The sequence below is a fragment of the Halomonas sp. DP5Y7-2 genome (assembly GCF_019802025.1).
GTDB classification, from domain to species: domain Bacteria; phylum Pseudomonadota; class Gammaproteobacteria; order Pseudomonadales; family Halomonadaceae; genus Halomonas; species Halomonas litopenaei_A.
This window is the reverse complement of the sequence record NZ_JAHVHY010000001.1, coordinates 166,329-180,251: the sequence shown is the minus strand read 5'-3', so window position 1 is coordinate 180,251 and position 13,923 is coordinate 166,329. Positions and strand designations below refer to the sequence as shown.

Below are 13,923 nucleotides of genomic sequence, written 5' to 3'. Positions count from 1 at the left end.
TGGACCGCGGCGCTAGCGGTTTGGCAAAAAGCTGTCACCGTCGTCCATGGGAGCCAGACCAAAATGGTCGGCCAGGCTTTGACCAATGTCGGCAAAGCTGTGACGACGACCCAGCGAACCCGACCTCAGGCCCGCGCCGCGGCTCAGCACCGGGATGTACTCGCGAGTGTGATCCGTGCCATGCCAGCTCGGGTCGCAGCCATGGTCGGCAGTGATCACCAGCAGGTCATCCTCCGTCAGTCGGGAGAGCAGCTCCGGCAACTGACGGTCGAAGGCTTCCAGGGCAGCAGCATAGCCGGATACGTCGCGGCGGTGGCCATAGACCATGTCGAAGTCGACGAAGTTGGTCATGATCAGCCGTCGATCGTCGGCGCTGGTGGGCTCATCCATGGCCGCCAGGGTGGCGGCCATCAAGGCGTCATGTCCCGAGGCCTTGACCAGACGGCTGATGCCACAGTGGGCGTAGATGTCGGCGATCTTGCCGATGGCGACGACCTCCCCGCCGCTGTCGTGCAGCTTTGACAACACGGTGGGAGAGGGGGGCTCGACGCTGTAGTCGCGGCGATTGCCGGTGCGCTGGAAACTGGCTGCATCCTGGCCGACGAAAGGCCGCGCGATCACCCGGCCGATGTTGTACGGCTCGAGGAGACGCCTCGCCGTTTCACACAGCTCAAGCAAGCGCTCCAGGCCAAAGTGATGCTCGTGGGCGGCAATCTGAAACACGCTGTCGGCGGAGGTGTAGACGATGGGTTTGCCGCTCTCGCAGTGTTGCTCCCCCAGCCGGGCAATGATCTCGGTGCCTGACGCGTGACAGTTGCCGAGTATACCGGGAAGGCCGGCCTCGCTGATCAAGGCGTCAAGCAAGTCCTCGGGGAAGCTGTTGCTGTGGTCGGGAAAGTAACCCCAGTCGAAGCGCACCGGTACTCCCGCAATTTCCCAGTGGCCGGAGGGAGTGTCCTTGCCGGAGGAGACCTCTGCGGCGTGGGCGTAGGCACCATCGACGTCTCCCAACGTGATCCCCTCGGCAACCTCGCCGGTGGCTTCCTGATGCGCATGGAACAGCCCCAGACGAGCCAGGTGGGGAAGCATGAGCGGGCCAGTGCGCCCCCTGTCGTCGGCCTCGCCTCTGGCGCAAGCCCTGGCGATGTGGCCCAGGGTGTCGGCGCCTGCGTCGCCAAAACGATCGGCGTCGGGCGCCGCACCGATACCGAAGGAATCCATTACCAGCACGATAGCGCGTGTCATCGGATGTCTCCTGCCAGGGAAGGGTCGGGCAAGGTGTCATGCACCAGTGGCAACGCGGGGGCCTGGTCGGCGACGGTGAAGGCGTCACGCAGCTGCGCGGCCACCCGCTGTGCATCATCATCACTGGCGGCGTGGATTCTGGCCACCGGGCGATGATGATCGACGGCCTGGCCGATGCCGGCGATCTGGTCAATACCGACGCGATGGTCGATGGCATCGCCTGCTCGGCGACGGCCACCCCCCAGCGCAACGACGGCCATGCCAATCGCCTTGACGTCCTGGGCGCTGACCACGCCCGGTTGCTGGGCAAAGACGTCACGCACCACGGGGGCACCAACAAGATGCGCTGGCGCCTGCGAGAGCAGGTCTGATGGGCCGCCGAGGCCCGCCACCATGCGCTCGAAGCGCTCAGCCACCTGACCGTTGGCCAGACAGGCATCCAAGCGTGCCGCGGCGGTTTCCCGGTCCTTGGCGATGCCGCCCACCAACAGGGTTTCTACCGCCAGCCTGCGCGTCAGCTGAAGCAGGCGCGAGTCGCGACGTTCGCCACGCAGGATCGCCAGGCATTCGTGCACTTCGATGGCGTTGCCTGCGCTCTCGGCGAGGGTCTGATTCATGTCGGTCAGCAGCGCGGTGGTCGGCGTCCCTGCCTGGCGAGCGACGTCCGCGATGGTACTGGCGAGTTGCCGGGTGTGTGCATCGCTCTCCAGAAAGGCCCCGTTGCCGATCTTGACGTCCATGACCAGGCCGTCAAGGTTCTCGGCGAGCTTCTTGCCGAGGATCGAGGCGACGATCAGCGGCAGCGAAGAGACGGTGGCGGTCACGTCGCGCACGGCATACAGGCGCTTGTCGGCGGGCGCCAGGTCTCCACTCTGGCCGACGATGACGACCCCAACGTCCTTCAGCAGGCGCTCGAAGGTCGCTCGCTCAGGCGTGACGTTGTAGCCGCCAATGGCCTCCAGCTTGTCCAGGGTGCCGCCGGTGTGGCCCAGACCTCGGCCGGAGATCATCGGCACGTGGGCGCCACAGGCGGCCAGCCAGGGCCCGAGAATCAGCGACACGGGATCCCCGACGCCGCCAGTGGAGTGCTTGTCGAGTACCGGGCCCGGAAGGTCCAGGCTGCGGTAATCGAGACGACTCCCCGAGTCACGGGTCGCTTCGGTGAGGGCAACGGTTTCGTCCAGTGACATGCCGTTGAGGTAGGTCGCCATGGCGAAGGCGCCAATCTGCTCGTTGCCGGCGCTGTCGTCAGCGATCGCCGTCACGAAGTGCCGGATCGCCTCCCGCGACAGGGTCTGTCCATCTCGCTTGGCCGCGATGATGTCTTGTAGCAGCATCAGTAGCCCCCAGCCTGGCCTCCGTCATCGACGCCAACCCCGGCGGTCATCATCAGGTTGTCGAGCAGGCCTGATGCGCCGAAGCGGAAGGTCTGCGGGGTCGCCCAACCCGGGCCCATGATGTCCGCGGCGAGGTCCAGGTAGACGGCGGCGTCTTCTACGGTGCGCACACCGCCAGCGGCCTTGAAGCCTACCGGGCGGTCGGCGCTACGGATCGCCTCAAGCATGACCTTGGCAGCTTCAGGCGTAGCGTTCACGGTGACCTTGCCCGTCGATGTCTTGAGGAAGTCGGCTCCGCCGGCGATGGCCTGCTCGCTGGCGCGGCGAATCAGTGCCGGGTCCTTCAGCTCACCGGTCTCGAGGATGACCTTGAGGGTGCGGTCACTGGCGGCCGCCTTGCACATTTCCACCAGTTCCTGGCCGATCGCGTCGTCCCCTGCCAACAGCGCGCGGTAGGGAAAGACCACGTCCACTTCGTCAGCGCCTGAGGCGACGGCTTCGCGTGTGGCGCGTGCAGCCGCCATGATGTCGTCACCGCCATGGGGAAAGTTGGTCACGGTAGCAATCTTGACCTGCCCGCTGAGGTTGTGGGCAGTCAGGGCGCGGCGTGCCGGCACCACGAACTGGGGGTAGACGCAGACCGCTGCCACGTTGCCCAGTGGCGTCTTGGCACGCTGGCACAGGGCTTCGACGACGGCATCGGTATCGTCATCATTCAGGCTGGTCAGGTCCATCAGGGAAAGGGCCTGGCGGGCAACGAGATGGGGGTTGAAGGTCGGGGTGGACATGAAAACGTGCTCCTGAAGCCACCAGGACCGCCATCGCGGCGGTCGGGGCATGAATGAAGGGAGAGGATCCGTCAGGCGTCAGGCGCCCAACGTCATGAAGAAGCCGGCGATGCAGGCCGACATCAGGTTGGAGAGGGTGCCGGCAAGGACGGCCTTCAGGCCCAGGCGGGCGATATCGTGCCGCCGACTGGGCGCGATGCTGCCCAGGCCCCCTAGCAGAATGGCGATGGAGGACAGGTTGGCGAAACCGCACAACGCGAAGGACAGTACCGCCGCCGTGTGGGCACTCATGGCCTCGCCGGTGGCAGCGACCATTTGCTCGCCGTCGATGTATGGCGCGAGGTTGATGAAGGCAACGAACTCGTTGACCACCAGCTTCTGGCCGATGAAGGAGCCTGCCAGCGTCGCTTCCTCCCAGGGAATTCCCAGTAGGAAGGCCAGCGGAGAGAACAGCCAGCCAAGGATCATCTCGAGGCTCAGACTGCTCATCCCGAACCAGCCACCGACACCACCCAGGATGCCGTTGAGCAGGGCAATCAAGCCGATGAAGGCCAGCAGCATGGCCCCCACGTTGGCGGCCAGCTGCAACCCCGATGAGGCACCACCGGCAGCAGCGTCAAGCACGTTGGCGGGCTTGTCGTCTTCTTCGATGACGTCGGACACGCTGTCCGCCTTGTCCGCATTGGGATCTGTCTCGGGCATGATCAGCTTGGCAAACAGCAGGCCGCCTGGGGCGGCCATGAAGGAGGCGGCCACCAGGTATTCCATTGGAATGCCAAGCGCGGCATAGCCGGCGAGCACGGAGCCCGCGACCGAGGCCAGTCCACCGCACATGACGGCAAACAGCTGAGACGTTGTCATGTGGGCAATGAAGGGGCGGACCACCAGCGGCGCTTCCGTCTGGCCGACAAAGATATTGGCGGTAGCGGACAGCGACTCAGTGCGTGAGGTGCCTAAGAGCTTCTGCAGCGCACCGCCCAGTAGCCGGACGACCCACTGCATGATGCCGAGATAGTAGAGAACCGCGGTCAATGACGAGAAGAAGATGATGACCGGCAGCACCTTGACCGCGAACACGAAGCCCACGCTGTCCACGTTGGCGAGCCCGCCGAACAGGAAGGCGATGCCGTCATTGGCATACAACACCACCTGGCTAACGGCGTCGGATACCGTCTTCAGCACCTTCTGACCCACAGGGACATACAGCACGAAGGCACCGAGGCCCGCCTGGATAAGGAAGGCGCCACCGACGGTTCTCAGCCGGATGGCACGACGGTTGTGGGAGAACGCAATGGCGATGGCAATCAGCGTGACCATGCCGACCAGGCTCATGAGCAATGTCATAGGTGTTTACGCCTTGGAAAATGTGACTTGGACAGCGCGATGGAAAGGAGCGGTCGTTGTCCTAACTCTCGAGCCTTCCATAGAGAGTAGATCATCGCACCGGCCGTCACGGGCGTGGGTTTGCCGCTGAGACAGATGCAGGTCATGAGTACCCTGAAGGGCCCTGGCATGCCATTGCCATGGGGGCGAAGAAATGACCTGGGTCACCGCTTGCCGCACCTGAGTCCAGAAGTTCGCGATGCATGATAATGGATTGGCCAGGCGTCGCTGCAGCGATCTGGCTGTCAATGGGATCATGTTAACATTTAATGTGAGAAAATTAACATTTGTGCAGTGGCGTTTTCTTCAACGCCGATCGCTGGCTGAACCCTGTAGTTCAGTGCATGCTTATTGAAAAACCATAACAGAAGGGCACGATGACGGTCCGCGCGGGGGCAAACGTAATGAATCAACGAAGTGTGCAACGGCAGGAGCGCTTGCTGCAGGCGCTGGCTGGCGGTGGAAGCCTTCGCCTGGCCGATGCGGCCATGCTGTGTGGCGTTTCGGAAATGACGTTGCGTCGAGACGTCTCCTCCAAGGGCAGCCCCTTGATGTTGATGGGCGGGCATCTGGTGCGTCGTGACGATCCGCACTTCTCTCCCGTATACGACCTGGAGACCCAGCGGGATCGCGGTATCGATATCAAGACCCGGCTGTGCCAGCGTGCCAGCAGCTACGTCCAGGATGGCGATACCCTGTTTATTGACTGTGGCACCACCTTGGTACCTATGGTGGCCGAGCTGGGGCAACGCCGGCATCTGACCGTGGTCACCTATGCCTTGAACGTGGCCAACGCGGTCAGCCACCTCGACAGCGTCAGGCTGATTCTGCTGGGAGGGCTCTATCAGGGCGTCTCGCAATCCTTCGATGGTGAGGATGTGGCCCGCCAGATACGCAGCCTAGGCATCAATCGCGCCTTTCTGTCGGCCGCCGGCGTGCACCTCGAGCGGGGGCTCAGCTGCTTTCACTTTCATGAAATCATTCCCAAGCAGGCGGCCATCGAGACGGCGGCCCAGCGCATTCTAGTTTTCGATGACAGCAAGTGGGGCGTTCTGCGCCCGGCTTTCTTCGGGACGTTGTCCGATGCCGATATCATCGTCACCCACGGGGAAGCTGCTGCCGCAGCGTCGGCATCCCCGGAGATCGCGGCGCGAGTCGACAGCCCGCGCTGATCCTCCATGCTCCACCACGCAGCGTCGACGCCTTCGCCAGCCAACGGCACCCGCTGCCGCCAGTCTTGGGACTGGTAGTTGCCGGCTTAGTGTGCCGCAGGTGGCACTCGGCAAGTACCCAGTACGAGTGCGAGGGTTAGGGTAGGGGGAAAGGTAGGGTTAAAGGCAGAGGTAAGAGTCAGGGCCAAAGGGCATCGGACAGCGGGTCCCGTCAGATGGCCTCCCTGATGACAGCTGTCCGCCGTGGTGGAACCATTAACGCCTTTCCGCTGTCACTTGCACGGCACCTTGCGGTCACGCGCGTTGGTCTTCGTGGCAGCCTTTCTCTCTCGCCCTCGCTGGCCTTGGCTCTCGGCTTCTCACTCGGCTTCTCACTCGCCTTCTTGCGCGCGTTCTCTCTCGCCTTCCTACGCGGGCACCTTGAGGCCTGTGACGTGAGGTCGCATCCTCTGTGATCCTCGTCAAGGCTATGGCCCGAAGGCCGTGGCCTCGAGACATGACCCTGAACTGCATCAAGGAAAGGTGCGACACCCTGCGGCAAATCGTCGCTTCTCAAGTCGGGCTCTGCTGTCGACAATACGCACCGGTCGCGTTCCATCTCCTTTTTTGTCCTCGTAACGATCTCGTGTCGTGGTACTCGGATGAGTGGGGAGCGCGAGTTTCTGCGGGTTTCGATTGCGGATCGGCACATTTCATGCAGCTTTTGTGAAAGATGCATGCAATGTCTCTCCTCGTCGGGCCTGCATGTCCTGCGAGCCTGGGCTCGCTACCTATGGTCTTCCGCCGCCCTGACGAGGTTGCTACATGAGAAGAAAGTCGTACCTGCGCGTGCTCGGCCTAGTGCTGTTGCTGGCGCTGCCCCTGCTGTTGGCGGGCTGTGAGTCGGCGCTGCTCGACCCGAAAGGGGAGATCGGCCGTGAACAGCGTACCTTGATCCTCACCGCCTTCGGTCTGATGCAGATCGTGGTGATTCCGGTCATCGTACTCACTCTTTGGTTTGCCTGGCGTTACCGCCGTGGCAACACCGATGCCACCTATTCACCGGACTGGGCTCATTCCACCAAGATTGAGGCCATCGTCTGGTTTATTCCCTGCGTCATCATCGTCTTCCTGGCGCTGCTGACCTGGTACACCTCCCATAGCCTCGACCCGCACAAGACCCTTGAGGCCAAGGAAGGTCAGAATGAACCCATGGAAATCCAGGCAGTATCGCTGGACTGGAAATGGCTGTTCATCTATCCGGAACAGGGCATTGCCACGGTCAATGAGCTGGCCTTCCCCGAAGATACCCCCGTGCGCTTCCGGGTGACGTCGGGTTCGGTGATGAATGCCTTCTTCATTCCGCGCCTGGGCAGTCAGATCTATGCCATGGCGGGTATGGATAACGATGTCCACCTGATCGCCGAAGAGCAGGGCGTCTACCCCGGCCGCTCCACTAACTACAGTGGTGCAGGTTTCTCCGGGATGACCTTCGATGCCCACGTGGGCTCTGAAGCAGACTTCGAGGAGTGGGTCGAGAAGGTACGTTCATCCTCTCAGACGCTGACCTTCCCAGAGGAATACTACGACCTGGCCACGCCCAGCGAGGACAACGAGGTCGAGTACTTCTCCGAGATCACCCCGGCGCTCTACGAGCGCATCATCAAGAGCTTCCTGGCGGGCGGCAAGCACGCCGAGTTCGTCGAGACCTACGGCGGCGTTGTTCATGGTCATGGCGCAGGTGGTCACGGCGATGAGGACGAGTCCCATGGCGAGTCGCATGGTGAGTCCAGCAGCGCGGAGGCAGCGGAGTAAATCATGTTTGGAAAACTGACGTTAGATTCGATTCCGATCCAGGAACCCATCATCATGGTGGTGGCGATCGGTATTGCTCTGGGCGGCATTGCCGTCGTGGGCGGTCTGACCTACTTCAAGAAGTGGGGCTATCTGTGGCGCGAATGGATCACCTCCGTCGACCACAAGAAACTGGGCATCATGTATTTCCTGGTGGCCCTGGTGATGCTGATTCGCGGCTTCGCCGACGCCATCATGATGCGGACCCAGCTGGCCATGGCATCTGCCGGGGCCGAGGGGTATCTACCGCCTCACCACTATGATCAGATCTTCACCGCGCATGGTGTGATCATGATCTTCTTCGTCGCCATGCCCATGGTCATCGGCCTGATGAACCTGGTGGTGCCGCTGCAGATCGGTGCTCGCGACGTGGCCTTCCCGTTCCTGAACAACCTCAGCTTCTGGCTGTTCGTTGCCGGCGTCATTCTGGTCAACGTATCGCTGGTGGTGGGTGAGTTTGCCGCGACCGGGTGGTTGGCCTACGCGCCATTATCGGGGATAGAGTACAGTCCAAGCGTCGGCGTGGATTACTGGATATGGGCATTGCAGATATCCGGGATCGGCACGACCCTGACGGGCATCAACTTCTTCGTCACCATCCTGAAGATGCGTACCAAGGGCATGACCCTGTTCCGTATGCCCATCTTCACCTGGACGTCGCTGTGCGCCAACGTGCTGATCATCGCGTCTTTCCCGATTCTGACCGCCACCATCGCGATGCTGACGCTGGATCGTTACCTGGGGACGCACTTCTTCACGAACGACTTTGGCGGCAACATGATGATGTACGTCAACCTCATCTGGGCCTGGGGCCATCCTGAGGTGTACATCCTTATCCTGCCGGCCTTCGGTGTGTTCTCCGAGGTGATCGCGACCTTTGCGCGCAAGCGTCTGTTTGGATACGGCACCATGGTGTGGGCAACCATCGCCATCACCTTCCTGTCGTTCATCGTTTGGCTGCACCACTTCTTCACCATGGGAGCAGGGGCCAACGTCAACGCCTTCTTTGGCATCATGACGATGATCATCGCCATCCCCACAGGGGTGAAGGTGTTCAACTGGCTGTTCACCATGTACCGCGGTCGCCTGGAGTTCACCTCCCCGGTGCTGTGGACCATCGGCTTCATCATCACCTTTACCCTGGGTGGCATGACCGGTGTGATGCTGTCGGTGCCTGCGGCCAACTTTGTGCTGCACAACAGCCTGTTCGTTATCGCGCACTTCCACAACGTCATCATCGGTGGCGTGGTGTTCGGTATGCTGGCGGGTCTGACCTACTGGTTCCCGAAGGCCTTCGGCTTCATGCTCGACGAGAAGTGGGGCAAGCGCTCCTTCTGGTTCTGGATTACCGGCTTCTATGTCGCCTTCATGCCGCTGTACGTGCTGAGCTTCTTCGGCGCCGTGCGTCGCATGCAGTCCTATGACAATGGTGCCTGGCAGCCCTGGATGATCATCGCCTGGGTCGGCGCCGTGCTGATCCTGTGTGGCATTGCCTGCACCGTGATCCAGTTCTACGTCAGCATCCGTGATCGCAAGAAGAACCAGGACGTCACCGGGGATCCTTGGGACGCGCGTACCCTGGAGTGGGCAACTTCCTCTCCGGCGCCGTTCTACAACTTCGCGCATCTGCCGGAGATCAAGGACATCGATGACTTCTGGAACCAGAAGCAGGCCAACGGTGGCAAGGCTGGCGTGTCCAAAGGGCCGTACAAGGACATTCACATGCCCAAGTACACCTGGGAAGGTCCGGTGATCGGTCTGATTTCCGCGGTCTTCGGCTTCGCTCTGGTGTGGCATATCTGGTGGCTGGCCATCGTGGCCGCACTGGGCATGTTCGCTACCTTCATCGCGCGTGTCTTCAACACTGACGTCGACTATTACGTGCCCGCTGCGGAAGTCGAGCGTATTGAGCGCGAACACCAGAACCGTGTGGAGATGCAGGCATAACCATGGCTACCGATACACTCAATCAGCAAGGTCATGCCTCCGGGCATGACCATGATCACGACCACGATCATCACGATGCCGCGGGCACCAAGGTCTTCGGTTTCTGGGTCTACCTGATGAGCGACCTGGTGATCTTCGGATCACTGTTCGCCACTTATGCCGTGCTCCTTCGGGGCACGGCGGATGGTCCGACGCCGGGCGAGATCTTCGAACTCCCGTTCATTCTGGTCGAAACCTTCCTGCTGCTGTTCTCGAGCTTCACGTACGGCATGGCCGTACTGGCCATGAACGCCAACCAGACCCAGAAAGTGCTGAAGTGGCTGGGGATCACCTTCCTGCTGGGCGCGGCCTTCGTAGGCATGGAGATCTACGAGTTCGCTCACCTGATCCATATTGGCTACGGTCCTGATCGGTCGGGCTTCCTGTCCGCCTTCTTCACCCTGGTCGGTACCCACGGTCTGCACGTGACCTTTGGTCTGATCTGGATTCTGGTGATGCTGATTCAGGTGAAGCAGCGCGGTCTCGACGATATGGTGCGCCCGCGCATCATGTGCTTGAGCCTGTTCTGGCACTTCCTGGATATCGTCTGGATCTGCGTATTCTCCTTCGTCTACCTGATGGGAGTCCTGTGATATGAGCGGACACGCCAACGACCATCACAGCCATGGCAGCGTCAAGTCCTATGTGATTGGCCTGATCCTGTCCATCGTGCTGACTATCATCCCCTTCGGGGCGGTGATGACCGGTGCTTTCGACACCGGGGCGACCCTGATCCTGATCGTCGGTACCGCGGTGGCTCAGGTGCTGGTGCAGCTCGTGCTGTTCATGCACATGAACACCAAGGCCGATGAAGGCTGGAACTTCATGTCCTTCGTCTTCACCGTGGCGATCCTGGTTCTGGTCATCGGAGGTTCCCTATGGATCATGTACCACCTGCATCACAACATGATGATCGGCTGACGCCGACACCCATGATGTTCAGGGACACTCTTAAGGACTACCTCACGATCACCAAGCCGGGCATTATCGGCGGCAACGTGATCTCGGTACTGGGCGGCTACTTCCTGGCCGCCCAGGGCCAGTTCGATGTGGTGGTGTTTCTGTCAGCGTTGCTGGGCCTGGCCCTGGTCATTGCCTCGGGCTGTGCCTACAACAACGTTATCGACAAGGACATCGACGCCTTGATGGAGCGCACCCGCACCCGACCCCTGGTTCAGGGGCGGGTGAGCGAGGCGGCCACGCTGCGTTTTGCCACCTTGCTGGGTCTGGCCGGGTTCGGCCTGCTGGCGTTGGGGACCAATGCGCTGACGGTCGGTCTTGCCGCTTTCGGCTTCGTTATCTATGTAGGAGCGTACAGCCTCTACATGAAGCGTAATTCGGAATTCGGCACCCTGGTCGGCAGTCTGTCCGGGGCCGTACCACCGGTCGTGGGCTACTGCGCGGTGACCGGTAGCTTCGACACCGGCGCCCTGACGCTGCTGGTGATCTTCAGCCTGTGGCAGATGCCGCATTCCTATGCGATTGCGATCTTCCGCATGGAAGACTACAAGGCGGCCAATATTCCGGTACTGCCGGTAGTTCGCGGTATCGGTACAGCCAAGCACCACATTCTTGGCTATATCCTGGCGTTCATCGGCGCGGCGCTGTCGTTGAGTCTTGCCGGCTATGCCGGGCCTGGCTACTTCATCGTGGCACTGGTGCTGGGGGTCTACTGGCTGTACATCGCGGCCAAGGGCTACCGCACGGACGACAACGTGCGCTGGGCCAGGCAGGTCTTCGGCATCTCGATCCTGACCATCACGGCGCTGAGTCTGATGATGTCACTGGACGCCACGCTGATGCCCAGCACGCCCATGTGGACCTCGCTGGCTGGCTAGAGCGATCCTCTGAGCCAAGGGCTGACACCGGTCCTTATGTACGTCTCAATGCCCCGCATCACATCAGTGATGCGGGGCATTGTCGTTGATGGAAGAAGAAAAATATTAGCCACAACTTGTACAGTATGTGTACAGGATGTACCGTTGATCGGGTAGCGAACCGAAAATTCGGTTCTATACTGCAAGTTATGGACAACGGAGACCCGTGGATCGAGCACCGATGCCGGGGCTCATTTCAGCGGTAGCAGGGGGGAGTCAGTATGCTGACACATGTCTGGGGATTGATGGCCCATCCGAATCGCGAATGGAGACAGATCAAAGAAGAGAGGGAGACGATAACGCATCTGTATGCGCATCACGTCCTGTTGCTGGCCGCCATACCGGTGATCTGTTCGTACATTGGTACGACGCAGGTGGGTTGGAGTCTTGGAGGTGGTACCACCATCAAGCTCAGTTACCTGGATGCGTTGGGGGCGGGTATCGCGTTCTACATCGTGATACTGGCGGCGGTGTACATCGTCGGCAAGACGATACGCTACTCGGCCAAGCGCTTTCCCAAGACCCCAAGCCAAAGCCAGTGCATCATCTTTGCCGGCTATGTGGCGACACCGATGTTCCTGAGCGGCATCGTCGCGGTCTATCCGATCATCTGGCTGTGTCTGTTGGCCGGGGTGATTGGCCTGTGTTACACCGCCTATCTGCTGTATCTGGGGATTCCCTCCTTTCTCGACATCAGCCGGAAGGAAGGCTTCGTGGTCTCGAGCACCACCCTCGCCGTCGGTGTGCTGGTGCTGGAAGCGCTGCTTGGCATGACAGTACTGCTGTGGGGCTACGGCGAGCGCATCATCCTGTCGTTGATCGGCTGAGAGTCAACCCGTGCAAGACCGCAGTGAGCACAATAGCGAGCACCATCAAGAGGGCGACGCGGCGGCGTCGCCCTCTTGCGTTGCCCTCTTGCATTGCCCTATCGGGAAAGCCAAAAGATGAGCGATGGCTGACCCGTGGGCCAAGCCCTATCCCTTGATGCTGTCGAGGGCCTGCCGCAGGCTGGCGATACTGCGCTCGGGCCGGTGCAACTTGTCGAGGCCGAACAGGCCGATACGGAAGGTCTGAAAGTCGTCGCCTTCATCGCACATCAGAGGCACGCCAGCCGCTACCTGAAGGCCAGCGCCGGCAAATTTACTGACCAGGGCCGGGTCATCGTGATAGCAGACGACGACGCCGGGAGCCTCGAAGCCGTTGGCAGCAACACTCTTGAAACCATACTCGGCCAGCAGCGCGCGAACGCTCTTGCCCAGGGCCCACTGCTCTTGCTTGACCTTGTCGTAGCCATAGGCGTCGGTCTCGCGCATGATCTCGCGCAGGCCTCGCAGGCTGTCCGTCGGCATGGTGGCGTGGTAGGCATGGCCGCCTTTTTCGTAGGCCTCCATGATGGTCAGCCATTTCTTCAGGTCTGCCGCAAAGCTGGTGCTCTGGGTCTCCTCGATGATTTCCCGCGCCTGGGCAGAGAGCATGACCATGGCGCAGCAGGGGGAGCCACTCCAGCCCTTTTGAGGCGCGCTGATGAGCAGGTCGACCCCGGTGGCTTCCATATCCACCCACACCGTTCCAGAGGCGATGCAGTCCAGCACCATCAGGCCGCCGTAGGCGTGCACCGCGTCGGCGACGCGTCGAATGTAGTCATCCGGCAGGATCATGCCTGATGATGTTTCCACGTGTGGTGCGAAGACGATATCGGGCTGCATCCGCTCGATGGCTTGCTCGACATCTTCGATCGGGGCCGGTGCAAACGGCGAGGTAGGGTCGTTGTCGTCGAGGCGGCGGGCCTTTTGCACGTTGAGCTCTGCCGGGATGTTGCCCATCTCCAGGATCTGATGCCAGCGATAGCTGAACCAGCCATTGCGGAGCACCAGAGCGCTGCGGTTCTGGGCAAACTGGCGTGCCACCGCTTCCATGCCGAAGGTCCCGCTACCGGGCACAATCACGGCGCTATGCGCGTTGTATACCTGTTTCAAGGTGGTCGAGATGTCGCGCATCACGCCTTGAAAACTCTGCGACATATGGTTCAGGGCGCGGTCGGTGTAGACCACGGAAAATTCCAGCAGGCCATCGGGATCGACGTCTGGGAGCAGGCCAGGCATGAGGCACATCCTTTGAGTGGGCATTGAACAAGCCGGGGCGCAGGGAGCCTCCGGTAGCGGCACCGGTCGACGATGCTCCGGTGCTCATTATTCTTCACAGCATACGGTCAAAGCGGGTCGACGACCAGTGGCCACAGGCACCGCAGAGGCCCATGGCGACCGACCGTGCGCAGTGATTCAGGCACGGTTATTCCATCCCG

The 13,923-nt window shown here is 61.3% G+C and carries 12 protein-coding genes; 7 read left to right on the top strand and 5 right to left on the bottom strand.

Translation table 11 applies throughout. The annotated features are described in order from the left end of the window. Positions 1-12 precede the first annotated feature (12 nt). The 4 genes from KUW18_RS00770 to KUW18_RS00755 form a co-directional block, all read right to left on the bottom strand. Positions 13-1,245 carry a phosphopentomutase gene (locus tag KUW18_RS00770; protein WP_222483754.1) on the bottom strand — a complete coding sequence of 411 codons (1,233 nt, stop codon included), beginning with the start codon at positions 1,243-1,245 and terminating at the stop codon, positions 13-15. After that, positions 1,242-2,582, bottom strand: coding sequence for a thymidine phosphorylase (gene deoA, locus KUW18_RS00765; RefSeq protein ID WP_222560570.1), 1,341 nt, complete (start codon positions 2,580-2,582; stop codon positions 1,242-1,244). Before deoA ends, KUW18_RS00770 begins: the two co-directional genes overlap by 4 nt. Continuing rightward, a complete protein-coding gene (deoC, locus tag KUW18_RS00760) occupies positions 2,582-3,370 on the bottom strand; it encodes a deoxyribose-phosphate aldolase (RefSeq protein ID WP_206942846.1) in 789 nt (262 codons plus the stop codon). The genes deoA and deoC overlap by 1 nt, the downstream gene beginning before the upstream one ends. A gap of 78 nt (positions 3,371-3,448) precedes the next feature. Then, positions 3,449-4,714 carry a NupC/NupG family nucleoside CNT transporter gene (locus KUW18_RS00755; RefSeq protein WP_206942844.1) on the bottom strand — a complete coding sequence of 422 codons (1,266 nt, stop codon included), beginning with the start codon at positions 4,712-4,714 and terminating at the stop codon, positions 3,449-3,451. A gap of 443 nt (positions 4,715-5,157) precedes the next feature. Here KUW18_RS00755 and KUW18_RS00750 point away from each other — a divergent pair, with 443 nt between their 5' ends. The 7 genes from KUW18_RS00750 to KUW18_RS00720 all read left to right on the top strand — a co-directional run bounded on the left by KUW18_RS00750 (position 5,158) and on the right by KUW18_RS00720 (position 12,448). Beyond that, entirely contained in the window at positions 5,158-5,925 is a 768-nt protein-coding gene (locus KUW18_RS00750) for a DeoR/GlpR family DNA-binding transcription regulator (protein WP_222560569.1), read from the top strand. A gap of 804 nt (positions 5,926-6,729) precedes the next feature. Beyond that, positions 6,730-7,719 (top strand): ubiquinol oxidase subunit II, encoded by a 990-nt coding sequence (gene cyoA, locus KUW18_RS00745; protein WP_206942840.1) that lies wholly within the window; start codon positions 6,730-6,732, stop codon positions 7,717-7,719. A gap of 3 nt (positions 7,720-7,722) precedes the next feature. Further along, on the top strand, positions 7,723-9,705 hold the full coding sequence (gene cyoB / locus KUW18_RS00740; protein WP_222161980.1) for a cytochrome o ubiquinol oxidase subunit I: 1,983 nt from the start codon (positions 7,723-7,725) through the stop codon (positions 9,703-9,705). 2 nt (positions 9,706-9,707) lie between these two features. Beyond that, positions 9,708-10,337: a cytochrome o ubiquinol oxidase subunit III gene (gene cyoC, locus KUW18_RS00735; protein WP_206942836.1), complete on the top strand. Its 630-nt coding sequence runs from the start codon at positions 9,708-9,710 to the stop codon at positions 10,335-10,337. A gap of 1 nt (position 10,338) precedes the next feature. After that, positions 10,339-10,665, top strand: a complete 327-nt coding sequence (cyoD, locus tag KUW18_RS00730) for a cytochrome o ubiquinol oxidase subunit IV (RefSeq protein WP_206942834.1) — start codon at positions 10,339-10,341, stop codon at positions 10,663-10,665. After that, positions 10,623-11,582: a heme o synthase gene (cyoE, locus tag KUW18_RS00725; RefSeq protein ID WP_206942833.1), complete on the top strand. Its 960-nt coding sequence runs from the start codon at positions 10,623-10,625 to the stop codon at positions 11,580-11,582. Before cyoD ends, cyoE begins: the two co-directional genes overlap by 43 nt. A gap of 260 nt (positions 11,583-11,842) precedes the next feature. Beyond that, on the top strand, positions 11,843-12,448 hold the full coding sequence (locus tag KUW18_RS00720; protein WP_206942832.1) for a Yip1 family protein: 606 nt from the start codon (positions 11,843-11,845) through the stop codon (positions 12,446-12,448). 147 nt (positions 12,449-12,595) lie between these two features. Here KUW18_RS00720 and KUW18_RS00715 read toward each other — a convergent pair whose 3' ends face one another. Beyond that, positions 12,596-13,723 (bottom strand): aminotransferase class V-fold PLP-dependent enzyme, encoded by a 1,128-nt coding sequence (locus tag KUW18_RS00715; RefSeq protein WP_206942829.1) that lies wholly within the window; start codon positions 13,721-13,723, stop codon positions 12,596-12,598. Positions 13,724-13,923 lie beyond the last annotated feature (200 nt).

What these genes read in the sequence shown, in the direction of transcription:
- cyoE (WP_206942833.1), top strand. Translation starts at nt 10,623, where the DNA reads ATGGATCATGTACCACCTGCATCACAACATGATGATCGGCTGACGCCG.
- KUW18_RS00715 (WP_206942829.1), bottom strand. Translation starts at nt 13,723, where the DNA reads ATGCCTGGCCTGCTCCCAGACGTCGATCCCGATGGCCTGCTGGAATTT.
- cyoD (WP_206942834.1), top strand. Translation starts at nt 10,339, where the DNA reads ATGAGCGGACACGCCAACGACCATCACAGCCATGGCAGCGTCAAGTCC.
- cyoC (WP_206942836.1), top strand. Translation starts at nt 9,708, where the DNA reads ATGGCTACCGATACACTCAATCAGCAAGGTCATGCCTCCGGGCATGAC.
- KUW18_RS00750 (WP_222560569.1), top strand. Translation starts at nt 5,158, where the DNA reads ATGAATCAACGAAGTGTGCAACGGCAGGAGCGCTTGCTGCAGGCGCTG.
- cyoA (WP_206942840.1), top strand. Translation starts at nt 6,730, where the DNA reads ATGAGAAGAAAGTCGTACCTGCGCGTGCTCGGCCTAGTGCTGTTGCTG.
- deoC (WP_206942846.1), bottom strand. Translation starts at nt 3,370, where the DNA reads ATGTCCACCCCGACCTTCAACCCCCATCTCGTTGCCCGCCAGGCCCTT.
- KUW18_RS00720 (WP_206942832.1), top strand. Translation starts at nt 11,843, where the DNA reads ATGCTGACACATGTCTGGGGATTGATGGCCCATCCGAATCGCGAATGG.
- cyoB (WP_222161980.1), top strand. Translation starts at nt 7,723, where the DNA reads ATGTTTGGAAAACTGACGTTAGATTCGATTCCGATCCAGGAACCCATC.
- deoA (WP_222560570.1), bottom strand. Translation starts at nt 2,582, where the DNA reads ATGCTGCTACAAGACATCATCGCGGCCAAGCGAGATGGACAGACCCTG.
- KUW18_RS00770 (WP_222483754.1), bottom strand. Translation starts at nt 1,245, where the DNA reads ATGACACGCGCTATCGTGCTGGTAATGGATTCCTTCGGTATCGGTGCG.
- KUW18_RS00755 (WP_206942844.1), bottom strand. Translation starts at nt 4,714, where the DNA reads ATGACATTGCTCATGAGCCTGGTCGGCATGGTCACGCTGATTGCCATC.